25 protein-coding genes are annotated in these 26,008 nt (G+C 53.8%); 17 read left to right on the top strand and 8 right to left on the bottom strand.

The annotated features are described in order from the left end of the window. The first annotated feature begins 10 nt into the window (after positions 1 to 10). The 13 genes from rseP (at position 11) to tilS (ending at position 17,077) form a co-directional block, all read left to right on the top strand. Positions 11 to 1,363, top strand: a complete 1,353-nt coding sequence (gene rseP, locus M8013_RS00765; RefSeq protein ID WP_271265968.1) for a sigma E protease regulator RseP — start codon at positions 11 to 13, stop codon at positions 1,361 to 1,363. 31 nt (positions 1,364 to 1,394) lie between these two features. Then, positions 1,395 to 3,812 (top strand): outer membrane protein assembly factor BamA, encoded by a 2,418-nt coding sequence (gene bamA / locus M8013_RS00760; RefSeq protein ID WP_271265930.1) that lies wholly within the window; start codon positions 1,395 to 1,397, stop codon positions 3,810 to 3,812. Between the two features lie 118 nt (positions 3,813 to 3,930). Beyond that, positions 3,931 to 4,425 carry a molecular chaperone Skp gene (gene skp / locus M8013_RS00755; RefSeq protein WP_271265929.1) on the top strand — a complete coding sequence of 165 codons (495 nt, stop codon included), beginning with the start codon at positions 3,931 to 3,933 and terminating at the stop codon, positions 4,423 to 4,425. 3 nt (positions 4,426 to 4,428) lie between these two features. Next, a complete protein-coding gene (gene lpxD / locus M8013_RS00750) occupies positions 4,429 to 5,454 on the top strand; it encodes a UDP-3-O-(3-hydroxymyristoyl)glucosamine N-acyltransferase (RefSeq protein WP_271265928.1) in 1,026 nt (341 codons plus the stop codon). Between the two features lie 102 nt (positions 5,455 to 5,556). Then, complete coding sequence (fabZ, locus tag M8013_RS00745) at positions 5,557 to 6,012, top strand: 3-hydroxyacyl-ACP dehydratase FabZ (protein WP_006817227.1); 456 nt, start codon at positions 5,557 to 5,559, stop codon at positions 6,010 to 6,012. A 3-nt stretch (positions 6,013 to 6,015) separates the two neighbouring features. After that, positions 6,016 to 6,804: an acyl-ACP--UDP-N-acetylglucosamine O-acyltransferase gene (gene lpxA / locus M8013_RS00740; protein WP_271265927.1), complete on the top strand. Its 789-nt coding sequence runs from the start codon at positions 6,016 to 6,018 to the stop codon at positions 6,802 to 6,804. Then, entirely contained in the window at positions 6,804 to 7,952 is a 1,149-nt protein-coding gene (gene lpxB, locus M8013_RS00735; protein WP_271265926.1) for a lipid-A-disaccharide synthase, read from the top strand. The genes lpxA and lpxB overlap by 1 nt, the downstream gene beginning before the upstream one ends. Continuing rightward, the gene (gene rnhB, locus M8013_RS00730; protein ID WP_271265925.1) at positions 7,949 to 8,545 is read left to right on the top strand and encodes a ribonuclease HII; all 597 of its coding nucleotides are present in this window, start codon (positions 7,949 to 7,951) and stop codon (positions 8,543 to 8,545) included. Before lpxB ends, rnhB begins: the two co-directional genes overlap by 4 nt. A gap of 33 nt (positions 8,546 to 8,578) precedes the next feature. Beyond that, positions 8,579 to 12,061, top strand: a complete 3,483-nt coding sequence (gene dnaE, locus M8013_RS00725; RefSeq protein WP_271265924.1) for a DNA polymerase III subunit alpha — start codon at positions 8,579 to 8,581, stop codon at positions 12,059 to 12,061. Positions 12,062 to 12,073: 12 nt separating this feature from the next. Continuing rightward, positions 12,074 to 13,033: an acetyl-CoA carboxylase carboxyl transferase subunit alpha gene (gene accA, locus M8013_RS00720; protein ID WP_271265923.1), complete on the top strand. Its 960-nt coding sequence runs from the start codon at positions 12,074 to 12,076 to the stop codon at positions 13,031 to 13,033. Between the two features lie 101 nt (positions 13,034 to 13,134). After that, complete coding sequence (locus tag M8013_RS00715) at positions 13,135 to 15,273, top strand: lysine decarboxylase LdcC (RefSeq protein ID WP_271265922.1); 2,139 nt, start codon at positions 13,135 to 13,137, stop codon at positions 15,271 to 15,273. Between the two features lie 59 nt (positions 15,274 to 15,332). Then, on the top strand, positions 15,333 to 15,722 hold the full coding sequence (locus tag M8013_RS00710; protein ID WP_271265921.1) for a VOC family protein: 390 nt from the start codon (positions 15,333 to 15,335) through the stop codon (positions 15,720 to 15,722). A gap of 62 nt (positions 15,723 to 15,784) precedes the next feature. Further along, the gene (tilS, locus tag M8013_RS00705; RefSeq protein WP_271265920.1) at positions 15,785 to 17,077 is read left to right on the top strand and encodes a tRNA lysidine(34) synthetase TilS; all 1,293 of its coding nucleotides are present in this window, start codon (positions 15,785 to 15,787) and stop codon (positions 17,075 to 17,077) included. Between the two features lie 28 nt (positions 17,078 to 17,105). On the opposite strand, the gene rof is transcribed toward tilS, so the two are convergent. Together rof and M8013_RS00695 are read right to left on the bottom strand one after the other, a co-directional pair. Beyond that, positions 17,106 to 17,366 carry a Rho-binding antiterminator gene (rof, locus tag M8013_RS00700; RefSeq protein ID WP_271265919.1) on the bottom strand — a complete coding sequence of 87 codons (261 nt, stop codon included), beginning with the start codon at positions 17,364 to 17,366 and terminating at the stop codon, positions 17,106 to 17,108. Continuing rightward, the gene (locus M8013_RS00695) at positions 17,353 to 17,553 is read right to left on the bottom strand and encodes a YaeP family protein (protein ID WP_271265918.1); all 201 of its coding nucleotides are present in this window, start codon (positions 17,551 to 17,553) and stop codon (positions 17,353 to 17,355) included. The genes rof and M8013_RS00695 overlap by 14 nt, the downstream gene beginning before the upstream one ends. 198 nt (positions 17,554 to 17,751) lie before the next feature. Here M8013_RS00695 and M8013_RS00690 point away from each other — a divergent pair, with 198 nt between their 5' ends. Genes M8013_RS00690 through nlpE form a run of 3 tightly spaced genes read left to right on the top strand, consistent with a single transcriptional unit; the run spans position 17,752 to position 19,439 of the window. Then, the gene (locus M8013_RS00690) at positions 17,752 to 18,297 is read left to right on the top strand and encodes a YaeQ family protein (RefSeq protein WP_271265917.1); all 546 of its coding nucleotides are present in this window, start codon (positions 17,752 to 17,754) and stop codon (positions 18,295 to 18,297) included. Further along, positions 18,294 to 18,716 carry an alternative ribosome rescue aminoacyl-tRNA hydrolase ArfB gene (gene arfB / locus M8013_RS00685; protein WP_271265916.1) on the top strand — a complete coding sequence of 141 codons (423 nt, stop codon included), beginning with the start codon at positions 18,294 to 18,296 and terminating at the stop codon, positions 18,714 to 18,716. The genes M8013_RS00690 and arfB overlap by 4 nt, the downstream gene beginning before the upstream one ends. 24 nt (positions 18,717 to 18,740) lie before the next feature. Beyond that, positions 18,741 to 19,439: an envelope stress response activation lipoprotein NlpE gene (gene nlpE / locus M8013_RS00680; protein ID WP_271265915.1), complete on the top strand. Its 699-nt coding sequence runs from the start codon at positions 18,741 to 18,743 to the stop codon at positions 19,437 to 19,439. A gap of 40 nt (positions 19,440 to 19,479) precedes the next feature. Here the strand turns inward: nlpE and proS are convergent, their stop codons facing one another. The 6 genes from proS to metN form a co-directional block, all read right to left on the bottom strand. Further along, entirely contained in the window at positions 19,480 to 21,198 is a 1,719-nt protein-coding gene (gene proS, locus M8013_RS00675; RefSeq protein ID WP_271265914.1) for a proline--tRNA ligase, read from the bottom strand. 111 nt (positions 21,199 to 21,309) lie between these two features. Next, on the bottom strand, positions 21,310 to 22,017 hold the full coding sequence (tsaA, locus tag M8013_RS00670; RefSeq protein WP_271265913.1) for a tRNA (N6-threonylcarbamoyladenosine(37)-N6)-methyltransferase TrmO: 708 nt from the start codon (positions 22,015 to 22,017) through the stop codon (positions 21,310 to 21,312). Beyond that, positions 22,014 to 22,418 (bottom strand): Rcs stress response system protein RcsF, encoded by a 405-nt coding sequence (rcsF, locus tag M8013_RS00665; protein WP_271265912.1) that lies wholly within the window; start codon positions 22,416 to 22,418, stop codon positions 22,014 to 22,016. Before rcsF ends, tsaA begins: the two co-directional genes overlap by 4 nt. A 107-nt stretch (positions 22,419 to 22,525) precedes the next feature. Continuing rightward, positions 22,526 to 23,341: a methionine ABC transporter substrate-binding lipoprotein MetQ gene (metQ, locus tag M8013_RS00660; protein ID WP_271265911.1), complete on the bottom strand. Its 816-nt coding sequence runs from the start codon at positions 23,339 to 23,341 to the stop codon at positions 22,526 to 22,528. Between the two features lie 41 nt (positions 23,342 to 23,382). After that, entirely contained in the window at positions 23,383 to 24,036 is a 654-nt protein-coding gene (locus tag M8013_RS00655) for a methionine ABC transporter permease MetI (protein ID WP_271265910.1), read from the bottom strand. Then, complete coding sequence (metN, locus tag M8013_RS00650; protein ID WP_271265909.1) at positions 24,029 to 25,060, bottom strand: methionine ABC transporter ATP-binding protein MetN; 1,032 nt, start codon at positions 25,058 to 25,060, stop codon at positions 24,029 to 24,031. Before metN ends, M8013_RS00655 begins: the two co-directional genes overlap by 8 nt. 187 nt (positions 25,061 to 25,247) lie before the next feature. On the opposite strand from metN, the gene gmhB reads away from it, so the two are divergent. Beyond that, positions 25,248 to 25,808, top strand: a complete 561-nt coding sequence (gmhB, locus tag M8013_RS00645) for a D-glycero-beta-D-manno-heptose 1,7-bisphosphate 7-phosphatase (protein ID WP_271265908.1) — start codon at positions 25,248 to 25,250, stop codon at positions 25,806 to 25,808. Positions 25,809 to 26,008 lie beyond the last annotated feature (200 nt).

Raw genomic sequence — 26,008 nt, 5'->3', positions numbered from 1 at the left:
GGAAGGTTTTATGCTTAGCATTCTCTGGAATCTGGCAGCATTCATCGTTGCACTCGGTGTACTTATCACAGTGCATGAATTTGGCCATTTCTGGGTTGCTCGGCGCTGTGGCGTGCGGGTAGAGCGCTTCTCCATTGGCTTTGGCAAGGCGCTCTGGCGTCGTACCGATCGCCGTGGCACAGAATTCGTTATTGCCCTTATCCCATTAGGCGGCTACGTCAAAATGCTGGATGAACGCGTAGAGCCGGTCGCACCCGAAATGCGCCACTACGCGTTTAACAACAAAACTATCGGCCAGCGCGCTGCCATTATTGCGGCGGGTCCGATTGCAAACTTCCTCTTCGCTATCTTCGCTTACTGGCTGGTGTTTATCATCGGCGTTCCAGGCGTGCGTCCGGTTGTCGGTGAAATTACGCCCAACTCAATCGCCGCCAGCGCGCAAATTAATCCGGGCATGGAACTTAAAGCGATTGATGGCATCGAAACCCCTGATTGGGATGCCGTCCGGCTGCAGCTGGTCTCCAAAATTGGCGATGAGCAAACAACTATCAGCGTTTCTCCCTTTGGTTCTGAGCAGCGTCAGGAGAAAATTCTGAATCTGCGCCAGTGGGCATTTGAACCTGATAAAGAAGATCCCGTCGCTGCGTTAGGCATTCGGCCGCGAGGCGCGCAGATTGAACCGGTCCTGGCAGAAGTGCAGGCAGACTCAGCAGCCCGTAAAGCAGGTTTGCAAGCGGGCGACAGGATCGTTAAAGTCGATGGTCAGCCTTTAACGCAGTGGATGACCTTTGTTACTCTGGTGCGTGATAATCCCGGTACGCCGCTGGCGCTGGAGATAGAACGGCAGGGGAGTCCCTTGGCGTTAACGCTGATCCCGGATACGAAACCGGGGAGCGCTAAGGCTGAAGGGTTTGCAGGCGTGGTGCCAAAAGTGATCCCGCTGCCTGATGAGTACAAGACAATACGCCAGTATGGGCCGTTCAGCGCCATCCTTGAAGCCACGGATAAAACCTGGCAACTGATGAAACTGACCGTGCAAATGTTGGGGAAATTGATTACCGGTGACGTGAAACTGAACAACCTCAGTGGGCCGATTTCGATCGCTCAGGGGGCTGGGATGTCAGCAGAGTTCGGGGTGATTTACTATCTGATGTTTCTCGCGCTCATTAGCGTGAACCTTGGAATAATCAACCTGTTCCCACTTCCCGTTTTAGACGGGGGTCATCTGCTGTTTTTAGCGATTGAGAAGCTAAAAGGCGGGCCGGTATCCGAGCGAGTTCAAGACTTTAGTTATCGCATTGGTTCGATTCTACTGGTGCTGTTAATGGGACTTGCACTTTTCAATGATTTCTCTCGGTTGTAAGAGAGATAGTTAGGAAGAACGCATAATAACGATGGCGATGAAAAAGTTGCTCATAGCGTCGCTGCTGTTTAGCAGCGCGACCGTATACGGTGCTGAAGGGTTCGTAGTGAAGGATATTCATTTCGAAGGCCTACAGCGTGTCGCCGTTGGTGCGGCCCTCCTCAGTATGCCAGTGCGCCAGGGCGACACGGTTAATGATGAAGACATTAGTAATACCATTCGCGCGCTGTTTGCCACTGGCAACTTCGAGGACGTTCGCGTCCTGCGCGATGGTGATACGCTGCTGGTTCAGGTGAAAGAACGTCCGACGATTGCCAGTATCACATTCTCCGGCAACAAGTCGGTGAAAGACGATATGCTCAAGCAAAACCTTGAAGCCTCTGGCGTCCGTGTCGGCGAATCTCTGGATCGCACCACCCTGTCTGATATCGAGAAAGGGCTGGAAGATTTCTACTACAGCGTCGGTAAATACAGCGCGAGCGTAAAAGCGGTGGTTACCCCACTGCCACGTAACCGTGTTGACCTGAAGCTGGTGTTCCAGGAAGGTGTCTCCGCGAAGATTCAGCAGATCAACATCGTGGGCAACCACGCGTTTAGCACCGATGAACTGATCTCAACCTTCCAGCTGCGCGACGAAGTGCCGTGGTGGAACGTAGTGGGTGACCGTAAATATCAGAAACAGAAACTGGCGGGCGATTTAGAAACCCTGCGCAGCTACTATCTGGACCGCGGTTATGCACGTTTCAACATCGATTCTACCCAGGTCAGTCTGACTCCGGACAAGAAAGGTATCTACATCACGGTTAACATTACCGAAGGCGATCAGTACAAGCTGTCGGGTGTTGAAGTGAGTGGCAACCTCGCGGGCCATTCTGCCGAAATTGAGACCCTGACGAAACTGCAGCCGGGTGAACTCTATAGCGGTGCGAAAGTGACCAAAATGGAAGACAGCATTAAAAAGCTGCTCGGCCGTTATGGTTATGCGTACCCGCGCGTGCAGACTCAGCCTGAAATCAACGATACGGATAAAACCGTTAAGCTCCATGTCAACGTTGATGCGGGCAACCGTTTCTATGTGCGTAAGATTCGCTTTGAAGGCAACAGCACCTCCAAAGATTCCGTACTGCGTCGCGAAATGCGCCAGATGGAAGGGGCGTGGCTGGGCAGCGACCTGGTTGATCAGGGTAAAGAGCGTCTGAACCGTCTGGGTTACTTTGAAACCGTCGATACCGATACACAGCGTGTCTCGGGCAGACCGGATCAAGTTGACGTCGTCTACAAGGTTAAAGAGCGTAATACCGGTAGCTTTAACTTTGGCGTCGGTTACGGCACCGAGAGCGGCATCAGCTTCCAGGTTGGTGTGCAGCAGGATAACTGGTTAGGTACGGGCTATTCCGTTGGTATCAACGGAACCAAGAACGATTACCAGACCTACTCTGAGCTTTCCATCACTAACCCGTACTTCACCGTTGATGGTGTGAGTCTGGGCGGTCGTATTTTCTATAACGACTTTAAAGCTGATGATGCGGACCTCTCCTCCTATACCAATAAAAGCTATGGTATGGATGGGACGCTCGGCTTCCCGATTAACGAATACAACACCCTGCGTGCGGGCTTAGGTTATGTGCATAATGACCTGTCCAACATGCAGCCGCAGGTGGCCATGTGGCGTTATCTTGACTCGATTGGGCAACCTGCGAGTCTGAACAATGACGACAACGGTTTTGCTGCAGATGACTTCACCTTTAACTACGGCTGGACCTATAACCGTCTCGACCGTGGTTTCTTCCCGACTGAAGGCTCGCGCGTCAACCTGAACGGTAAAGTGACCATTCCGGGTTCAGACAACGAGTTCTATAAGTTGACGCTGGATACCGCGTCTTACTTCCCAATCGATGACGATCACAAGTGGGTTGTTCTGGGTCGTACGCGCTGGGGCTATGGTGACGGTCTGGGTGGCAAAGAGATGCCATTCTATGAAAACTTCTATGCCGGTGGTTCGAGTACGGTGCGTGGCTTCCAGTCCAATAACATTGGTCCGAAAGCGGTCTACAATGGCGGTAACGACACAGATAACTGTGACAAAGCGTCATCTGCAGATGTTTGCCGGTCTGATGACGCCGTCGGCGGGAACGCCATGGGCGTTGCCAGCCTCGAGTTCATTACCCCGACGCCGTTTATCAGCGACAAGTATGCTAACTCAGTCCGTACCTCGTTCTTCTTAGATGCGGGTACAGTGTGGGATACGAACTGGGATAACACCGAGCAGATGAGAAACGAGGGCATCCCTGACTACAGCGATCCGAGCAATATTCGTATGTCTGCAGGTCTCGCACTACAATGGATGTCACCGCTGGGGCCGTTGGTCTTCTCCTACGCCCAGCCGTTTAAGAAATACGAAGGGGACAAAGCGGAACAATTCCAGTTTAACATTGGTAAAACCTGGTAATTGCCCGCCGCAAAGGAATGTATTGGCAGTGTAGCGATGACAACTGGCGATCGCATGATCGCCTTGCCACGCAAAGAACGGTACCTTCGGGTACCAATGGGATGGTAAGGAGTTAATTGTGAAAAAGTGGTTATTAGCTGCAGGTCTCGGTTTAGCGATGGTTACTTCTGCTCAGGCAGCGGACAAAATCGCAATCGTCAATATGGGTAACTTATTCCAGCAGGTTGCGCAGAAAACAGGTGTTTCTGCAACACTGGAAAACGAGTTCAAAGGCCGTGCAGGCGAGTTGCAGGGTATGGAAAAAGATCTGCAAACTAAAATGCAGCGTCTGCAGCGCGATGGTTCTACCATGAAGGCGAGCGACCGCAGCAAGCTGGAGAAAGACGTGATGGCTCAGCGCCAGACTTTCTCTCAGAAAGCGCAGGCTTTTGAGCAGGATCGTCAGCGTCGTTCTAACGAAGAACGTGGCAAGCTGGTTACCCGTATCCAGTCCGCTGTGAAAGCAGTTGCTGCCGATCAGAGCATCGATCTGGTTGTTGATGCAAATGCTGTTGCATTCAACAGCAGCGATGTTAAAGACATCACCGCTGATGTCCTGAAACAGGTTAAATAAGTAATGCCTTCAATTCGACTCGCTGATTTAGCTCAGCAGTTGGATGCAGAATTACACGGTGATGGCGATATCGTCATCACCGCTGTTGCGTCCATGCAATCTGCTAAAGCAGGCAACATTACCTTCATGGTAAGCCCGAAGTACCGTGAACATCTGGCGCTTTGCCAGGCGTCTGCTGTCGTACTGACGCAGGACGATTTGCCGTTTGCCGCAGGTGCTGCGCTGGTAGTGAAGAACCCCTACCTGACGTATGCCCGTATGGCACAAATTCTGGATACCACGCCGCAGCCGGCGCAAAACATCGCACCCAGTGCGGTGGTTGACCCGACGGCGAAGGTGGGTAACAACGTATCGATTGGCGCAAATGCCGTGATCGAATCTGACGTGGAACTGGGCGATAACGTCGTTATCGGTGCCGGTTGCTTCGTGGGTAAGAAAACTAAAATCGGTGCTGGCTCTCGCTTATGGGCCAATGTCAGTGTTTATCACGAGATTGAAATCGGTGAACAGTGCCTGATCCAGTCCAGCACCGTTATAGGTTCAGATGGTTTCGGCTATGCCAACGATCGCGGTAACTGGGTGAAGATCCCCCAGCTTGGCCGGGTGATCATCGGCGATCGTGTTGAGATCGGCGCATGCACGACGATAGACCGTGGCGCGCTTGATGACACGATTATCGGTAATGGTGTTATCATCGACAACCAGTGCCAGATTGCACATAACGTTGTGATTGGCGACAATACCGCAGTTGCCGGTGGCGTCATTATGGCTGGTAGCCTGAAGATTGGCCGTTACTGCATGATTGGCGGCGCCAGCGTGATTAACGGGCATATGGAAATATGCGACAAAGTCACGGTCACGGGAATGGGCATGGTTATGCGTCCTATCACCGAACCGGGCGTTTATTCTTCAGGCATTCCGCTGCAGCCTAATAAGGCGTGGCGTAAAACTGCTGCTCTGGTGATGAATATTGATGATATGAGCAAGCGCCTCAAGGCCCTTGAGCGCAAAATCGATCAACAAGACTAAGCGTTCATCCATTTAACGCACACTTCCCGGCCTGTCGGCTTTCTTATAAACCGGCAGGCCGTGTTATTATTGCCATTCAGATATTTTGACAGGAAGAGTATTTTGACTACTGACACTCATACTCTGCATATTGAAGAGATTTTAGAACTTCTGCCGCACCGCTTCCCGTTTTTACTGGTCGACCGTGTGCTGGATTTTGAAGAAGGTCGTTTTCTGCGCGCAGTGAAAAATGTTTCTGTAAATGAGCCATTCTTCCAGGGACACTTCCCTGGTAAACCTATCTTCCCGGGCGTATTGATCCTGGAAGCGATGGCTCAGGCTACCGGTATTCTGGCGTTTAAAAGCGTGGGTAAACTGGAGCCGGGTGAGCTTTATTACTTCGCAGGTATCGACGAAGCGCGCTTTAAGCGCCCGGTTGTGCCTGGTGATCAGATGATCATGGAAGTAACTTTTGAAAAAACGCGTCGTGGCCTGACTCGCTTCAAAGGCGTAGCTCTGGTTGACGGCAAGGTTGTTTGCGAAGCTACCATGATGTGTGCGCGTAGCCGGGAGGCCTGATACGTGATTGATAAAACCGCCTTTATTCATCCAACCGCCATTGTGGAAGAGGGTGCCGTTATCGGTGCTAACGTCCACATTGGTCCTTTTTGTATTGTTGGACCCCATGTCGAAATTGGTGAGGGTACCGTACTGAAATCTCACGTTGTCGTGAATGGTCATACGACCATTGGCCGCGATAACGAGATCTATCAGTTCGCCTCCATCGGTGAAGTAAACCAGGATCTCAAATATGCTGGCGAACCTACCCGTGTGGAAATTGGCGATCGTAACCGCATTCGCGAAAGCGTCACCATTCATCGTGGCACAGTACAGGGCGGTGAATTGACGAAGGTGGGCAGCGATAACCTGTTTATGGTCAACGTGCATATCGCGCATGACTGTACTATCGGTAACCGCTGCATTCTCGCCAACAATGCAACGCTGGCGGGTCACGTATCTGTTGACGATCATGCCATCATTGGCGGCATGACTGCGGTCCATCAGTTCTGCATCATCGGTGCGCACGTGATGGTTGGCGGCTGCTCCGGCGTGGCGCAGGACGTTCCGCCGTATGTGATTGCCCAGGGCAACCATGCGACGCCGTTTGGTGTCAACATCGAAGGCCTCAAGCGTCGCGGCTTTAGCCGTGAAGCGATTCTGGCGATCCGTAACGCGTACAAGCAGTTGTACCGTAACGGTAAAACGCTGGAAGAGGCCAAGCCGGAAATCGCCGAACTGGCGAAGCAGCACCCTGAAGTGAACGCGTTTGTCGAATTCTTCGCACGCTCTACTCGCGGTCTGATTCGTTAATGGTCGATAGTCGCCCGCTTACGATCGCCCTTGTCGCCGGAGAAACCTCCGGCGATATTCTTGGTGCCGGTCTTATTCGTGCGCTCAAAGCGCGCATTCCAAATGCGCGCTTTGTCGGCGTCGCCGGTCCGCTGATGCAGGCGGAAGGCTGTGAAGCCTGGTACGAAATGGAAGAGTTGGCTGTGATGGGTATCGTCGAAGTGCTGGGGCGCTTGCGCCGTTTGCTGCACATTCGCGCCGATCTGACGCGCCGCTTTACCGAACTCAAGCCCGATGTTTTTGTCGGTATTGATGCACCTGATTTCAATATTACCCTCGAAGGGAATCTGAAAAAGCAGGGGATCAAAACCATTCATTACGTCAGTCCGTCCGTCTGGGCGTGGCGACAGAAACGCGTTTTCAAAATAGGCAGATCGACGAATCTGGTGTTAGCCTTCCTGCCTTTCGAAAAAGCGTTTTACGATAAATTTAACGTGCCGTGCCGCTTTATCGGCCACACCATGGCAGACGCCATGCCGCTGGAGCCGGATAAGAACGCGGCCCGCGACGTGCTGGGTATTCCGCATGATGCCCACTGTCTGGCATTACTGCCGGGTAGCCGGGGCGCAGAAGTAGAAATGCTTAGCGCAGATTTCCTGAAAACGGCACAAATTTTGCGCCAGACCTACCCGGATCTGGAAGTGGTCGTGCCGCTGGTGAATGCCAAACGTCGCGAGCAGTTTGAGCGCATTAAAGCCGAAGTCGCGCCCGACCTGCAGGTTCATCTGCTTGATGGAAAAGGCCGCGAAGCGATGGTGGCCAGCGATGCTGCGCTGCTGGCATCCGGGACCGCCGCACTGGAGTGCATGCTGGCGAAATGCCCGATGGTAGTGGGTTATCGCATGAAGCCGTTCACCTTCTGGCTGGCAAAAAAGCTGGTGAAAACGGAATACGTTTCACTGCCAAATCTGCTGGCCCGACGCGAACTGGTGAAAGAGCTGCTGCAGGATGAATGTCAGCCGCAGGCGCTTGCCGCTGCGCTGCTGCCTCTGTTGGCGGACGGTAAAACCAGCCATGAAATGCATGATACCTTCCGGGAGCTGCATCAGCAGATCCGCTGCAATGCCGATGAGCAGGCAGCTGACGCGGTGCTGGAGTTAGCAAGATGATCGAATTTGTTTATCCTCACACCCATCTGGTTGCGGGTGTGGACGAAGTGGGGCGCGGGCCTCTGGTGGGTGCTGTCGTCACTGCTGCAGTGATCCTCGATCCTGCGCGTCCGATTATCGGTCTTAACGATTCAAAAAAATTATCCGAAAAGCGTCGTTTGGCCTTGTTCGATGAGATCGTCGAGAAAGCACTGGCCTGGAGCCTGGGCCGTGCAGAACCGCATGAGATTGACGACCTGAACATTCTTCACGCCACAATGCTGGCGATGCAGCGCGCCGTCGCTGGGCTGAAGATTACACCAGAGTATGTGCTGATCGACGGCAACCGCTGTCCGGCATTGCCGATGCCGTCGATGGCGGTGGTGAAAGGCGACAGCCGCGTGGCAGAAATCAGCGCCGCCTCGATCGTGGCTAAAGTCACGCGCGATGCAGAAATGGCCGCGCTGGACCTCTCTTTTCCCCAGTATGGCTTCGCCCAGCATAAGGGGTATCCTACCGCTTTCCATCTGGAAAGACTGGCTGAACATGGCGCAACTGAACACCACCGCCGCAGTTTTGGGCCGGTGAAACGCGCATTGGGACTGGTGTCCTGAGTCAAGACGCACTAAGTAACGCGGAATCTGAAGATGGCTGAACCACGTTTCGTACACCTACGGGTGCACAGCGACTATTCCATGATTGATGGGCTGGCAAAGACCGGACCGCTGGTGAAAAAGGCGGCCGCGCTTGGCATGCCTGCCATGGCGATCACCGATTTTACCAACCTGTGTGGTCTGGTGAAGTTCTACGGAACGGCGCACGGTGCCGGATTAAAACCTGTGATAGGTGCCGATTTTCACGTTCAGAGCGAACTGCTCGCCGATGAAATGACGCAAATCACCGTCATTGCGATGAATAATGACGGCTATCAGAACCTGACCCTGTTGATTTCACGCGCCTATCAGCGGGGCTACGGCGCGCTGGGCCCGTGGATTGACCGGGAGTGGCTGGCGGAGCTGAACAATGGACTGCTGCTGATCTCCGGCGGCCGCATGGGTGACGTCGGCAGGTGTTTGCTGCGCGGTAACACGGCTCTGGCGGACCAGTGCGTCGACTTTTATCAACAATACTTCGCGGATCGCTTCTATCTGGAACTGATCCGTACCGGTCGCCCTGATGAAGAGAATTATCTGCATGCCGCTGTTGCGCTTGCAGAGGCGCGCGGCTTACCGGTGGTGGCCTCCAACGACGTGCGTTTTATCAACGCCGATGATTTTGACGCGCATGAAATTCGCGTGGCTATCCACGATGGTTTTACCCTCGATGATCCAAAGCGACCGCGCAACTATTCGCCGCAGCAGTACATGCGCAGCGAAGACGAAATGTGCGAGCTATTTTCCGATATCCCGGAAGCGCTGGAAAACAGCGTAGAGATTGCCAAACGCTGTAACGTGACTGTCCGTCTGGGCGAGTACTTCCTGCCGCAGTTCCCGACCGGCGAAATGACGACGGAAGATTTCCTGGTCCTGAAATCGAAGGAAGGGCTCGAAGATCGTCTGGAGTTTTTGTTCCCGGATGAGGCTGAACGTAACGAGAAGCGTCCCCCTTACGATGAACGTCTGGACATTGAACTTCAGGTTATCAACCAGATGGGGTTCCCGGGCTACTTCCTGATCGTAATGGAGTTTATCCAGTGGTCGAAGGACAACGGCGTACCGGTAGGGCCGGGGCGCGGTTCAGGTGCGGGATCGCTGGTGGCGTATGCGCTGAAAATTACCGATCTCGATCCGCTGGAATTTGATCTGCTGTTTGAACGCTTCCTGAACCCGGAGCGTGTCTCGATGCCCGACTTTGACGTCGATTTCTGTATGGAGAAACGCGACCAGGTTATCGATCACGTCGCTGAGATGTACGGCCGCGACGCGGTATCGCAGATTATTACCTTCGGTACGATGGCGGCGAAAGCGGTTATCCGTGACGTGGGCCGTGTGCTGGGTCATCCGTACGGCTTCGTGGATCGTATTTCCAAGCTGGTGCCACCCGATCCGGGCATGACGCTGGCGAAAGCCTTTGAAGCTGAGCCGCAGCTACCAGAAATCTACGAAGCGGACGAAGAAGTTAAAGCGCTGATCGACATGGCGCGCAAGCTGGAAGGGGTCACCCGTAACGCCGGTAAACATGCCGGTGGGGTGGTGATCGCGCCGACTAAAATTACTGATTTCGCGCCGCTTTACTGCGACGAAACCGGGTCGCATCCGGTTACCCAGTTCGATAAGAACGATGTAGAGTACGCCGGTCTGGTGAAGTTCGACTTCCTCGGTCTGCGTACGCTTACTATCATCGACTGGGCGCTGAAGATGATCAATCCGCGCCGGGCAAAACTGGGTCTGGAGCCGATTGATATCGCAGCGATCCCGCTGGAGGATAAAAAAAGCTTCGACATGCTGCAGCGCTCGGAAACCACCGCAGTCTTCCAGCTTGAATCCCGCGGCATGAAGGATCTAATTAAACGTCTGCAGCCCGACTGTTTTGAAGACATGATCGCGCTGGTGGCCCTGTTCCGTCCGGGCCCGCTACAGTCGGGGATGGTAGACAACTTTATCGACCGTAAACACGGCCGTGAAGAGCTCTCCTATCCGGATGTTCAGTGGCAGCACGAATGCCTGAAACCGGTACTGGAACCGACCTACGGCATCATCCTGTATCAGGAACAGGTGATGCAGATCGCCCAGGAACTCTCTGGTTATACCCTCGGCGGGGCGGATATGCTGCGTCGCGCAATGGGTAAGAAAAAGCCGGAAGAGATGGCCAAGCAGCGCGGCACCTTCGAAGAAGGGGCGATAAAAAATGGCGTTGATGGCGAACTGGCGATGAAAATCTTCGATCTGGTGGAGAAATTCGCTGGATACGGGTTTAACAAATCGCACTCCGCAGCCTACGCACTGGTCTCGTACCAGACGCTGTGGCTGAAAGCGCACTACCCGGCAGAGTTTATGGCCGCGGTAATGACCGCCGATATGGACAACACCGAGAAGGTGGTAGGCCTGGTAGATGAATGCTGGCGAATGGGGCTTAAAATCCTGCCGCCGGATATTAACTCGGGGCAGTATCACTTCCACGTTAATGACGACGGGGAAATTGTCTATGGTATTGGTGCGATAAAAGGCGTGGGCGAAGGCCCCATCGAAGCCATTATCGAAGCGCGTAACCAGGGCGGGTATTTCCGCGAGCTGTTCGACCTGTGCGCGCGAACCGATATCAAAAAGCTTAACCGTCGGGTGCTGGAAAAGCTGATCATGTCCGGGGCGTTCGACCGCCTGGGGCCGCACCGCGCCGCGCTGATGAACTCGCTGGCCGATGCGCTCAAAGCGGCCGATCAGCACTCTAAAGCCGAGGCCATTGGTCAGGCAGATATGTTTGGCGTGCTGGCAGAAGAGCCGGAACAAATCGAGCAATCCTATGCCAATTGCCAACCGTGGCCAGAACATACTGTACTGGAAGGGGAGCGTGAAACGTTAGGTCTGTATCTGACCGGACACCCCATCAACCAGTATCTGAAAGAAATTGAGCGCTATGTCGGCGGCTATCGGCTTAAAGACATGCATCCGACCGAACGTGGTAAAATGACCACGGCGGCTGGGCTCGTGATTGCAGCAAGGGTAATGGTCACCAAGCGCGGCAATCGCATCGGCATCTGTACGCTGGATGACCGCTCCGGGCGGCTGGAAGTGATGTTATTCACCGAAGCACTGGAAAAATACCAGCATTTGCTGGAAAACGACCGCATACTTATCGTCAGCGGACAGGTCAGCTTTGATGACTTCAGTGGTGGGCTTAAAATGATGGCCCGTGAAGTGATGGATATTGACGAAGCCCGGGAAAAATATGCTCGCGGGCTTGCTATCTCGCTGACGGACAGGCAAATTGATGACCAGCTTTTAAACCGACTCCGTCAGTCTCTGGAACCCCATCGTTCGGGGACCATTCCAGTACATCTCTACTATCAGAGGGCGGATGCACGTGCGCGATTGCGCTTTGGTGCAACGTGGCGTGTCTCTCCGAGCGATCGTTTACTAAACGATCTCCGTGGCCTTATTGGTTCGGAGCAGGTGGAACTGGAGTTTGACTAATACAGGAATACTATGAGTCTGAATTTCCTTGATTTCGAACAGCCGATTGCAGAGCTGGAAGCGAAAATCGATTCTCTGACCGCCGTGAGCCGTCAGGATGAAAAACTGGATATTAACATCGACGAAGAAGTGCATCGTCTGCGTGAAAAAAGCGTAGAACTGACGCGCAAAATCTTTGCCGATCTTGGCGCATGGCAGGTTGCCCAACTGGCGCGCCATCCTCAGCGTCCGTACACCCTGGATTATGTCCGCCTGGCATTTGATGAGTTTGACGAACTGGCAGGCGATCGTGCCTATGCAGACGATAAAGCTATTGTCGGCGGCATTGCGCGTCTCGACGGTCGTCCAGTCATGATCATTGGCCACCAGAAAGGGCGCGAAACCAAAGAAAAAATTCGCCGTAATTTCGGGATGCCTGCCCCAGAAGGTTACCGTAAAGCACTGCGTCTGATGGAGATGGCCGAGCGTTTTAATATGCCGATCGTCACCTTCATCGACACCCCTGGTGCCTATCCGGGCGTGGGCGCAGAAGAGCGCGGTCAGTCCGAAGCGATTGCCCGCAATCTGCGCGAAATGTCGCGCCTGAGCGTACCGGTTATCTGTACCGTTATCGGTGAAGGTGGTTCCGGTGGCGCACTGGCAATTGGCGTGGGCGATAAAGTGAATATGCTGCAGTACAGCACCTATTCCGTTATTTCCCCGGAAGGCTGTGCATCCATTCTGTGGAAAAGCGCCGATAAAGCCCCGCTGGCTGCGGAAGCGATGGGCATTATTGCCACGCGTCTGAAAGAGCTGAAGCTTATCGACTCTATCATTCCAGAACCGCTGGGTGGTGCACATCGTAAGCCAGAAGTGATAGCTGCGTCCCTGAAGGCTCAATTACTGGCTGATCTCGCCGATCTTGATGTGTTGAGCAAAGAAGAGCTGCTTAATCGTCGTTATCAGCGTTTGATGAGCTACGGCTACGCATAAGCCGCACATTAATCTTAAAAAGCCGCACACTGTTGCGGCTTTTTTTATGCCTGCCGTTTACCTCAACTATGCTTAGTGAATGTTTTTTAAGGAGGTATACCGTGAACATCATTGCCATTATGGGGCCGCACGGCGTCTTTTATAAAGATGAACCCATCAAGGAGCTGGAGCAGGCGTTAGCCTCGCGTGGTTATCAACTCATCTGGCCACACAACAGTGCCGATTTGCTGAAATTCATCGAACACAACCCGCGTATCTGTGGCGTCATTTTCGACTGGGATGAGTACGATCTGGAATTATGCAGCGATATCAATCGGCTCAATGAGTACCTGCCGCTGTATGCCTTTATCAATACCCACTCCACGATGGACGTCAGCGCGCATGATATGCGCATGGCGCTGTGGTTTTTTGAGTATTCACTGGGCGTCGCGGACGACATTGCGACCCGCATTCAGCAATACACCAGCGAGTATCTGGATAACATCACCCCGCCGTTTACCCGCGCACTTTTCACCTATGTGAAGGAGGGGAAATATACTTTTTGTACGCCGGGTCATATGGCGGGAACCGCCTACCAGAAAAGTCCGGTGGGATGCCTGTTTTATGATTTCTTTGGCGGCAATACCTTAAAAGCGGATGTGTCGATCTCGGTCACCGAACTGGGATCGCTGTTGGACCATACCGGCCCGCATCTGGAAGCGGAAGAGTATATCGCCCGCACCTTTGGCGCTGAGCAGAGCTATATGGTGACCAACGGCACCTCGACATCAAACAAGATTGTCGGTATGTATGCCGCTCCGGTTGGAAGTACGGTGCTGATAGACCGCAACTGTCACAAATCGCTGGCCCACCTGCTGATGATGAGCGATGTGATCCCACTCTGGCTATCACCTACGCGTAACGCGCTGGGCATTCTCGGCGGGATCCCGCGGCGTGAATTTTCCCCTGCTGCCATTGAAGGCAAAGTGGCCTCCGTTCCCGGGGCAAGCTGGCCGGTGCATGCGGTGATCACCAACTCCACCTATGACGGCCTGCTGTATAACACCAACTGGGTCAAGCAGACGCTGGACGTTCCCTCGATCCATTTTGATTCGGCGTGGGTGCCCTACACTAATTTCCATCCGATTTATGCCGGTAAAAGTGGAATGAGCGGCGAGCGGGTGCCGGGAAAAGTGTTCTTTGAAACCCAGTCCACGCACAAAATGCTGGCAGCTTTTTCGCAGGCCTCGCTGATCCACATAAAAGGTGACTACGATGAAGAGACCTTCAACGAAGCCTATATGATGCACACCACCACGTCACCGAGCTATCCGCTGGTGGCCTCGATTGAAACCGCCGCAGCAATGCTGCGTGGTAATCCGGGTAAACGGCTGATCAATCGCTCGGTGGAGCGGGCACTGCATTTTCGTAAAGAGGTGCAGCGCCTGAAGGACGAAGCCGAAGGCTGGTTCTTCGATATCTGGCAGCCGAACGAGATTGAAGAAGCCGAGTGCTGGCCGGTGGCGCCGGGAGAGAGCTGGCACGGCTTTCGCGACGCTGATGCGGATCATATGTTCCTCGATCCGGTCAAAGTGACGATCCTGACGCCGGGCATGGACGAGCAGGGGGTAATGAGTGAAGAGGGGATCCCGGCGGCGCTGGTGGCGAAATTCCTCGATCAACGCGGCGTGGTGGTAGAAAAAACCGGGCCGTATAATCTGCTGTTTCTGTTCAGTATCGGCATCGATAAGACCCGGGCGATGGGGCTGCTGCGTGGGCTAATGGAGTTCAAGCGCGCCTACGATCTCAATTTGCGGGTCAGGAACATGCTGCCGGATCTGTATGCCGAGGATCCTGATTATTACCGCAATATGCGGATCCAGGATTTGGCGCAGGGGATCCACCGGCTGATCCGCCAGCACGATTTGCCGCGCCTGATGCTACAGGCCTTTGATGTCCTGCCGGAAATGAAGCTCACGCCGCACCATGCCTGGCAGCGTCAGGTTCGCGGTGAGGTCGAAACGGTCGAACTTGAAAATCTGGTCGGCAGGATCTCCGCCAACATGATCCTGCCTTATCCCCCGGGCGTTCCGCTGTTGATGCCTGGAGAGATGATCACCGAACAGAGCCGGGCGGTGCTCGATTTTCTGCTGATGCTCTGCTCTATCGGACGTCATTATCCGGGCTTTGAAACCGATATTCACGGCGCGAAACGCGATGAAAACGGCATCTACCGGGTAAGGGTCCTAAAAGCGCAATGACCGCTTGCGTGACGCGGGCTTTCGGATATACCGTTCAGGCACACTAAAAAGGAGAGGCTATGCTGGGTTTAAAGCAGGTTCACCATATTGCAATTATTGCGTCCAACTATGCCGTCAGTAAGGCGTTCTACTGCGATACGCTGGGTTTTACCCTGCAGAGTGAGTTTTATCGTGAAGAGCGCGACTCCTGGAAGGGCGATCTGGCGCTGAACGGCCAGTATGTTATTGAGCTGTTTTCTTTCCCTTTTCCGCCGGCGCGCCCGTCACGACCAGAAGCCTGTGGCCTGCGTCATCTTGCCTTCAGCGTGGATGACATCGACCAGGCGGTGCAGCATCTCGAGTCGCATGGCGTAAAATGCGAAGCCATTCGTATCGATCCGTTTACCGACAAACGCTTCACCTTTTTCAACGATCCGGATGGCCTGCCGCTGGAGCTGTATCAGCAGTAACACTTGCCTCCCATTGCAATGCCCGGTAATTTGCCGGGCATCTTCCTGTATAAAAAATGACAATGACCATACCTGTTCTGCATCACGCTATCGATCCGTACCGCCGTCTGCTGGTGGGATTTAGCGGTGGGCTGGATTCTACCGTTCTGCTGCATCGCCTGATGCAGGTGCGGGAACAGGATCCCGGCCTTGAACTGCGCGCTATCCATATTCATCACGGGCTGAGCCCGAATGCCGATAGCTGGGCCGCCCACTGCGAGAACGTTTGCCGCGAATGGCGCATTCCCCTGATTGTGGCACGCGTGACGCTAGTCGAAGAGGGTTTGGGCATCGAGGCGCAGGCGCGTAAAGCGCGCTATGCCGCTTTTCGCGATGCGCTGTTGCCTGATGAAGCGTTGGTCACGGCGCAGCATCAGGACGATCAGTGCGAAACCTTCCTGCTGGCGCTCAAGCGCGGTAGCGGCCCTGCGGGGCTGTCGGGTATGCCTGCCCGAGCTCGTTTTGCCGATACCGAACAGCTTCGCCCGCTGCTCAATGAGGCACGCGAATCACTCCTGCACTGGGCACAGCATCAAGGTTTGCGCTGGATTGAGGATGAAAGCAATCAGGATGATGGCTATGACCGCAATTTTCTGCGTCTGCGCGTGCTGCCGTTGCTGGCCGCACGCTGGCCGCATTTTGCGCAAGCCACGACGCGCAGCGCTGAGCTCTGCGCAGAGCAGGAACAGCTGCTGGATGAACTGCTGGCAGAGGAACTGGCGTCATTAGTCTGTGACGACGGCTCGCTGACTATTGCGCCGCTGCGGGCAATGAGTGCCGTGCGCCGGGCGGCCATGCTGCGGCGCTGGATTGCCGGGCACGGGGGATTAATGCCCTCGCGCGCGCTGCTGAATCGGCTCTGGGACGAAGTGGCGCTGGCCCGGGAAGATGCCGCACCGCGACTGCGTTGCGGTGAGGCTGAAATCAGACGCTTTAAGGATCGGCTGTGGTGGGTGAAATGCCAGCCCTCGTTGGCCGACCAGATTATCGACTGGCATCGTCCATTCGCGCCGCTGCTGTTGCCGCTGGGGCTGGGTACGCTGTCTTTGACAGCGAATGGCGATCTGCGTTTACCGCAGTCTGATGAGCCGGTCACGGTGCGTTTTCGTGCCAGCGGAACCTTGCACATTGTTGGGCGAAACGGTGGGCGTAAGATTAAAAAAATCTGGCAGGAGTTGAACGTTGCTCCCTGGCTGCGTGATAGCACACCGCTGCTGTTTTACGGCGAGACGCTGGTGGCGGCGGCTGGAGTGTTCGTTACCCTGGATGGCGTGGATGAAAGCGGGAAGGGCGTACAGCTGGAGTGGAAAGCGTAACGGGCAGCAGGCCGCCCGTCACACACTATCAGGACTCGCTCACCACGACGGTGCCGATTTCGGGATGACTGAAGCTGGCAATTTTATCGAGACGGAGTTCGCGGGTTGCGCCGCCGTCTTCCACCACCAGATACTCCACGTTTTTACGGGAGACCAGATCGCTCGCCTTCGCCTTCAGAACCTCGCCATCTTTGAGTGCCAGCGCCAGGATATAATGGTGCTGGCAGGCAAGTTCGAGGTTGTCATAGTCATCACAATTGATGGGTTGATAGGTATCATTCATTGACATAATCGCTCACCAGTAAATTCGCAGCAGCATATGCCGCTTTTTCTCTGATCGACTCTGAAAGCGTATCATCTGATGCGATTTCATTCAGAACTTTCAATACACAGCCCAACGCATCAGGGATATACCCCAGATCGCCGCTGGCAATTTCCGCATACCGTTTGCGAATTAGCTCACAATAATTATTCACATCCCCTCCTGCCAGCGCACTGACTTTACTGTGAGATACCCTTAAGCCTACGAAGATAAACTCGGTTTAGCAAGGTGACTATACCATACTCATTTAAGCAATATCAGCAGGTTGATGTCACAGACATTCGCGAGGCTATAACAGCCTTTTTATGGATATTTCGCTACAATGCGCACCTGATTCGAAAGGAGTTCTCTCATGGCGCTTAAAGCGACAATTTACAAAGCCACGGTCAATGTGGCGGATTTAGATCGCAACCAGTTTCTTGATGCGACCTTGACGCTGGCGCGTCACCCTTCTGAAACCCAGGAGCGCATGATGCTGCGCCTGCTGGCATGGATTAAATATGCCAACGACCGGCTGCAGTTTACCCGCGGACTGAGTGCGGAAGATGAGCCGGAAGCCTGGCAGCTCAACGATCATCTGGGGATTGATCTCTGGATTGAGCTCGGACTGCCGGATGAACGCCGCATCAAGAAAGCCTGCACCCAGGCGGGTGAAGTGGCTTTATTTGCCTATAACAGCCGCGCGGCGGAAATCTGGTGGCAGCAGCACAAGAACAAATGTGCGCAGTTTAACAATCTGTCGGTCTGGTATCTGGATGATGAGCAACTGGCGCAGCTAAGTGCATTTGCCGGGCGGACCATGATCCTGCAGGCCACGATCCAGGACGGTGCCATCTGGTTATCGGATGCTGAGAATAATCTGGAAATTCATCTCGACGCCTGGCAGTCACGTTCATGATTGTATTGTCCCGAACGGTCACCCTTCCTGATAGCGAAGTCGAAATAACGGCGATCCGCGCACAGGGAGCGGGTGGGCAGCATGTGAACAAAGCCTCAACGGCTATCCATCTGCGCTTTGACATTCGGGCATCCAGCCTGCCAGAGTATTATAAAGAACGCCTGCTGGCCGCCAGCCATCATCTGATCACCAGCGAGGGTGTGATTATCATTAAGGCGCAGGAGTACCGTAGCCAGGAGATGAACCGTGAAGCGGCGCTTTCCCGGCTGGTGGCAGTGATACAAGAGTTAACCACAGTACAAAAAAGTCGTCGGGCAACCCGTCCGACACGCGCATCGAAAGAGCGTCGCCTGTCTTCGAAATCGCAGAAATCGACGGTTAAGTCACTGCGTGGCAAAGTGCGCCGCCCTCAGGATTAGTCGGGAATACATAAGGAATTTAGGGTGAAAACAGCGATATTTTCAGTGATGGCAGCAGGTGCGCTGTTGGTTCTGATGGGATGTCATAATCGCACGGAAGTGCAGGCGCTGGGGTCCAGTCATGCAGAAGCGTTAAAACCGATGCAGCAAAGCTGGCGCGGCGTGTTGCCTTGTGCCGATTGTGAAGGCATCGAAACCTCGCTGTTTCTGGAAACAGACGGTAGCTGGGTCATGAATCAGCACTATCAGGGCGCAAAAGCGCCGTCCTCATTTGCCACCTACGGCAGCTGGGCACGTACGGCCGACAAGCTGGTACTTACGGCGACCGATGGCGAAAAACACTATTTCCACGCCAAAGGTGCAGCACTCGAGATGCTGGATCGTGAAGGCAACCCTATTGATTCGCAGCTGAACTACACGCTTGAGCCAGCGAGTGCCGCGCTACCGTCCACGCCGATGGCGATGCGGGGGATGTATTTCTATATGGCGGATGCGGCGATCTTCACCGACTGTATGACGGGTAAAAAGGTGAGCGTGACCAATAACGCCCAGCTGGAACGGGATTATGCGGCGGCGCGTGGCAGTGATAGCAAACCGTTGCTGCTGACGGTGGACGGGCATTTTACTCTGGAGCCCAATCCGGACAGCGGAGAAAGCGTTAAAACGATGGTGCCAGACAGAGACGCCAGGTTTGAACCCGGCAAAAACTGCGACAGCAAATAGCTGACATAAAAAACCCCGCATCAGCGGGGTTTTTTGTGGCTTATGCCTTAATCGCTTTCACCAGATAATCCAGGATTTCGCTGGTTTTGATCATCTGCTTCTCGCCGTTGCGACGATATTTGTACTCAATTTCTTCGTTATCGAGGTTACGGTCGCCAATCACCACAGTGTGTGGGATCCCGATCAGTTCCATATCGGCAAACATCACACCCGGACGCTCTTTACGGTCGTCCATCAGCACTTCGATACCCTGTGCACGCAGCTCGCTGTACAGTTTCTCTGCCAGCTCCTGCACGCGGTAGGACTTGTGCATGTTCATTGGCAGGATCGCCACATGGAAAGGTGCAATGTTGTCCGGCCAGACAATCCCGCGCTCGTCATGGTTCTGCTCGATTGCTGCAGCCACCACGCGCGTTACCCCGATACCGTAGCAACCCATGGTCAGCGTTTGGTTACGACCGTCTTCACCTTGTACCGCTGCGTTCAGTGCCTGGGAATATTTAGTTCCCAACTGGAAGATATGACCGACTTCGATGCCGCGTTTAATCTGCAGCACGCCCTGGCCATCCGGGCTTGGATCGCCTGCGACCACGTTACGGATATCGGCCACTTCTGGCGTCGCAGCGTCGCGATCCCAGTTAATGCCAAAGTAATGCTGACCGTCGATGTTCGCCCCGGCGGAGAAATCGCTCATGGCGGCTACGGTACGGTCGATAACCACCGGAACTGGCAGATTAACCGGGCCGAGAGAGCCAGGGCCGGCATTCACTACCGCACGGATGTCCGCTTCGGTCGCGAAGGTTAACGGGCTGGCAACCTGTGGCAGTTTTTCTGCTTTCACTTCGTTCAGCTCATGATCGCCACGCACCAGCAGGGCAACAAGTGGGTAGCTGCTGCCTTCAACCGCTTTCACCAGCAGGGTTTTAACCGTTTTCTCAATCGGCAGATTGAACTGCTCAACCAGCTCGGCGATGGTTTTAGCATTTGGCGTATCAACCAGCGTCATTTCCTGGGTAGCCGCTGCACGTGGAGCAGTCGGAGCCAGCGCTTCGGCAAACTCGATGTTGGCTGCGTAGTCGGAGGTGTCGGAGAAGATCACATCATCTTCGCCGCTCTGCGCCAGAACCTGGAACTCATGGGATGCACTGCCGCCGATAGAACCGGTGTCGGCCTGCACCGCACGGAAATCCAGACCCATGCGGGTGAAAATTTTGCTGTACGCGTCATACATCTTGTCATAGGTCTCTTGCAGCGAGTCCTGTGAGGTATGGAACGAGTAGGAATCTTTCATCAGGAATTCACGGGAGCGCATTACGCCAAAACGTGGGCGCACTTCGTCACGGAATTTGGTCTGGATCTGGTAGAAGTTCAACGGCAGCTGTTTGTAAGAGCTCAGCTCGTTACGAATCAGGTCGGTGATCACCTCTTCATGAGTCGGGCCAAGGACAAACGGGCGCTCGCCACGATCAACAAAGCGCAGCAATTCCGGACCGTACTGCTCCCAGCGGCCGCTCTCAACCCACAGGTCAGCAGGCTGAACCACAGGCATGGACACCTCAATGGCACCGGCGTTATCCATTTCTTCACGCACGATGTTTTCGACTTTTCTCAGGACGCGCAGGCCGGTCGGCAGCCAGGTATACAACCCGGAGGCCAGCTTGCGGATCATCCCGGCGCGCAGCATCAGCTGATGGCTGATGACTTCGGCGTCGGCTGGCGTCTCCTTCAGAGTGGAGAGCAGATATTGGCTAGTACGCATGTAGTTACGGTTCCATTTCGACGATTGGAACAGGCTGACAGATCAGCCTGACACAAAAAAGTGGTTTAGTTTACCAGTGTGGCCATGATGCCAAAAGAGAGGACAATAAAATTACTGCGCTTCCAGGGCAAACACTTCGAAGCCTGCTTCGGTGACACGCCAGCGAACGTTAAAATCCAGCAGCATAACGGCGTAGGTTTTCCCGGCCGCTTCCTCTTTGCGGTAGGCCGGACGGGGGTCTTGCGCCAGTACATCGACGATAAAATCCTGCAGGCGAGGGTAGCGCTTTTCCAACAGTGCGAGTTGTGCGGTCAGCGCATCAGTAAAGTACACCGGCATATCTGCCTGCGGTGCCTGTTGGGCATAGCTTGCGCGAGCATCCGGTATGGCTTCAGCAAACGGCAGGTAAGGTTTGATATCCACCACCGGCGTGCCATCCACCAGATCCAGGCTACCAAGCTCAAGGATCACCTGGTCTTTCTGACAGCGGATGCCCTTTAACTCGACCAGCGACATCCCGACAGGGTTCGGCCGGAAGGTTGATCGGGTAGCAAAGACGCCCATTCTGGCATTACCGCCCAGACGGGGCGGGCGCACGGTCGGACGCCAGCCGCCAGCCATGGTCTGATGAAAGATAAACAGCACCCACAGGTGGCTAAATGCTTCCAGTCCGCGCACGGCATCGGCCTGGTTATACGGCGTTATCAAGTGAAGTTCACCACCGCCGCTTTTCACCAGACCTGGCTGGCGCGGCACGGCAAACTTCTCTTTATAAGGAGAACGGATAACGCCTATCTGCTCGAACTGGAAAGCACTCATTTCGCCGATACGTTAAGGGCTGAACCTACGCAAACAGCCTGACGGTAGCAGCCCGGCGTGCCGCTGGTCACTTCACAGCTGTGCAGCAGGACGGCGTTGGCCTTCATTTTAGAGGCATTAACCTGCATGCGTTTACGCGCAGTAGGGATATTCGGAGGAGAGTCCTGATTGCTGGCCTGGCAAGAATCGCCGGAGACTTCACCGAGGTCGCGGAAAGGTTTACCCACTAACTCTTCGGCGTTGGTATAGATTTTGACCGGGGCAGGGCGCGGCGCTTTCGGTTTCTCTGGCTCTGCTTTAGGCGGGGTTGCTGTGCTTTTAACAGGTTCAACAGGAGATCTGCTTAGCATGGAACAGCCGCTCAGCATCAGCGCTAAAAGACAGATCGGTAAAGCACGCATAGTAATTCCTCAGTGAATAATCAAATCGTCAGATATTGAATCAGTTGCCTGCATAAATGACAAGACGGGCTTACGCCCGTCCTGAATGATATTACACAAAGGTCAGATTACCAGCCTTTAACTGCACCACCGTTAAAGACTTTGTTCGCTTCCTGGTAAACTTCATCAGACTGATAAGCCTGAACGAATTTCTTCACGTTTTCGGCATCTTTATTGTCTTCGCGCGTCACGATCAGGTTTACGTACGGAGAGTTTTTATCTTCAACGAAGATACCGTCTTTCGCCGGGGTCAGGTTAATCTGGCTGGCGTAGGTGGTGTTGATAACCGCCAGTGCAATCTGTGCGTCATCCAGAGAACGTGGCAGCTGAGGTGCTTCCAGTTCAACAATTTTCAGATTTTTTGGGTTCTCGGTCACGTCCAGAACGGTTGGCAGCAGACCTACGCCATCTTTCAGTTTGATCAGGCCCACTTTCTGCAGCAGCAGCAGAGAACGGCCAAGGTTGGTTGGATCGTTCGGGACTGCAACCTGCGAACCGTCCTGCAGTTCATCAACAGATTTGATTTTTTTGGAGTAGCCAGCAATCGGATAAACGAAGGTGTTAGCCGCTGCAACCAGCTTGTAGCCACGATCCTTGATCTGCTGATCCAGGTAAGGTTTGTGCTGGAAGGCGTTGGCATCGATATCGCCTTTGCTCAGCGCTTCGTTAGGCAGAACGTAGTCGTTGAAGGTCACCAGTTCGACGTCGAGGCCATACTTCTCTTTTGCAACTTTGGCTGCCGTTTCTGCAACCTGCTGTTCCGCACCGACGATGACGCCTACTTTGATGTGATTTGGATCTTTTTCGTCCTGACCGCAACCCACCAGAGCCAGAGAACCGATCAATGCGCCTACCGCAGCAAAAGTCTTCAATTTAAACGCCATGTTTTTATCCTTAACTCGTCGAGTTTGTGTTGTATGTAACGTTACTTGTGCGTAACAGTCCGGACGATGCGATCGCCAGAGAGTTGAATGAGGTAAACCAGCACGACCAGCAGCACCAGTACGGTATTCATCACCGTAGCATTGTAGCCAATGTAGCCATACTGATAGCCGATCTGACCTAAACCGCCGGCACCCACTGCACCGCCCATCGCTGAATAACCCACCAGGGTAATCAGGGTGATGGTCGCTGCATTGACCAGACCTGGCAGTGCTTCTGGCAGTAAGACCTTGCGCACAATCTGCATTGGCGTAGCGCCCATTGCGCGTGAGGCTTCAATCAGACCCGTTGGGATCTCTAACAGTGCGTTTTCCACCATACGCGCAATAAACGGCGCGGCGCCTACAGTCAGCGGAACAATTGCTGCTTGCAGGCCGATAGACGTACCCACGATAACGCGGGTAAAGGGAATCATCCACACCAACAGAATAATGAAGGGGATGGAACGGAAGATATTCACCAGCGCCGAAAGGGTGCGATAAAGTTTGGCATTCTCAATAATTTGGCCCGGACGCGTGACGTACAGCAGCACGCCTACCGGCAGACCAATCACAAAACCGAAAAAGCCGGATACAAAGGTCATCGCCAGCGTTTCCCATACGCCGCGCGCCAGCAACCACATCATTGGCTCAGACATAACCCAGTACCTCTACTTTTACATGATGTTCTTGCAGCCAGGCGATAGCGGCTTGCGTGTCCTGTTGCGTGCCATGCATTTCGGTCAGCATAATGCCGAACTTCACGCCACCGGCATAATCCATCTGCGCGCTAATAATGTTGTTGTTCACGTTGAAGCGACGCGCGGTCTCAGACAGCAGCGGCGCATCCACGGATTTACCGGTAAATTCCATGCGCAGCATGGGAACACTGTCGGCTTGCGGCGTGCTTTTTAAACGTGCCTGATAATCTTCCGGAATATCCAGATGCAATGTGGCCTGGATAAACTGCTGCGCCAGCGGGGTTTTCGGATGCGAGAACACTTCGCTTACGGTGTCTTGTTCAATCAACTCACCGTTGCTGATCACTGCCACGCAGTCGCAGATGCGTTTGACGACATCCATTTCGTGGGTAATAAGGAGAATGGTCAGCCCCAGACGACGGTTAATGTCTTTCAACAGTTCCAGAATCGAGCGGGTCGTTGCTGGATCCAATGCGCTGGTGGCTTCATCGCACAGCAGGACTTTTGGGTTACTTGCCAGCGCGCGGGCAATGGCCACACGCTGCTTTTGGCCACCGGATAAGTTCGCGGGATAAACATCGTGCTTATCGCTCAGACCGACCAGATCCAGCAGTTCCTTCACGCGACGTTTGATCTCGTCCTTTGGGGTGTTGTCCAGCTCCAGCGGTAAGGCAACATTACCAAACACGGTGCGGGAAGCCAGCAGATTAAAGTGCTGGAAAATCATGCCAATCTGACGGCGTGCTTTGGTTAATTCTGTTTCGGAGAGCTGAGTCAGATCCTGATCATCAACCTGGACCACGCCCTCTGTTGGACGTTCGAGCAGGTTAACGCAACGAATGAGTGTGCTTTTACCTGCACCTGAGGCGCCAATGACGCCATAAATCTGTCCAGCCGGAACATGCAGGCTAACGTTGTTCAACGCCTGAATGGTACGGGTCCCTTGCTGGAACACTTTGGTGATATTCGAAAGTTTAATCATTAGATTATTTTTATCGTATGTAAGTGAGTCGTGGCATTTTATGCTGCCTGATACCGGCGATGACCGTCAACAAAACGGATGTTAAGGCATCCAGACGTCTAAATCAATCCAACTCTGTGTGATGAGCACTTTATTGCGCAGTGATTCATGAGATACTACTAAGACACCCCTTTTCAGGAGCAAACCGGTGGCGAAATCAGTACCCGCAATTTTTCTCGATCGTGACGGCACAATTAATGTCGATCACGGTTACGTGCATGAGATAGATGAATTCGAATTCATCGATGGCGTAATAGATGCCATGCGTGAATTGAAAGAGATGGGCTATGCGCTGGTGGTGGTCACCAACCAGTCTGGCATCGCACGCGGTAAATTCACCGAAGCGCAGTTTGAGACTTTGACCGAATGGATGGACTGGTCGCTGGCCGATCGTGGCGTTGACCTCGACGGTATCTATTATTGTCCGCATCATCCGCAGGGCACCGTTGAAGAGTATCGCCAGACGTGCGATTGCCGTAAACCGCACCCGGGCATGTTCATCTCTGCGCAAGAGTTCCTTGATATTGATTTGAGCGCTTCATATATGGTGGGCGACAAACTGGAAGACATGCAGGCGGCTGCGGCTGCAGGTATCGGTCATAAAGTTCTGGTGCGTACAGGTAAACCCGTCACGCCAGAAGCAGAAAATGCAGCCGATTGGGTGATTAATAGCCTGGCAGAGCTGCCGGCAACCCTCAAAAAGCAGTAAAAGCAGGCGTTATGGCGAAAAGATGAGCGGTTGAAATAAATTTGTCTTTTTCCGCTTGTCAGCGCCGGATAACTCCCTATAATGCGCCTCCATCGACACGGAACATGTGAATCACTTCACACAAACAGCCGGTTCGGTTGAAGAGAAAAGCGAAAATAAACGCTTGACTCTGAAAGAGGAAAGCGTAATATACGCCACCT

The organism is Silvania confinis, assembly GCF_025564085.1.
GTDB classification, from domain to species: Bacteria; Pseudomonadota; Gammaproteobacteria; order Enterobacterales; family Enterobacteriaceae; genus Enterobacter; species Enterobacter confinis.
Note: the sequence above shows the minus strand (reverse complement) of the source record. Positions and strands in the feature narration are given on the sequence as shown.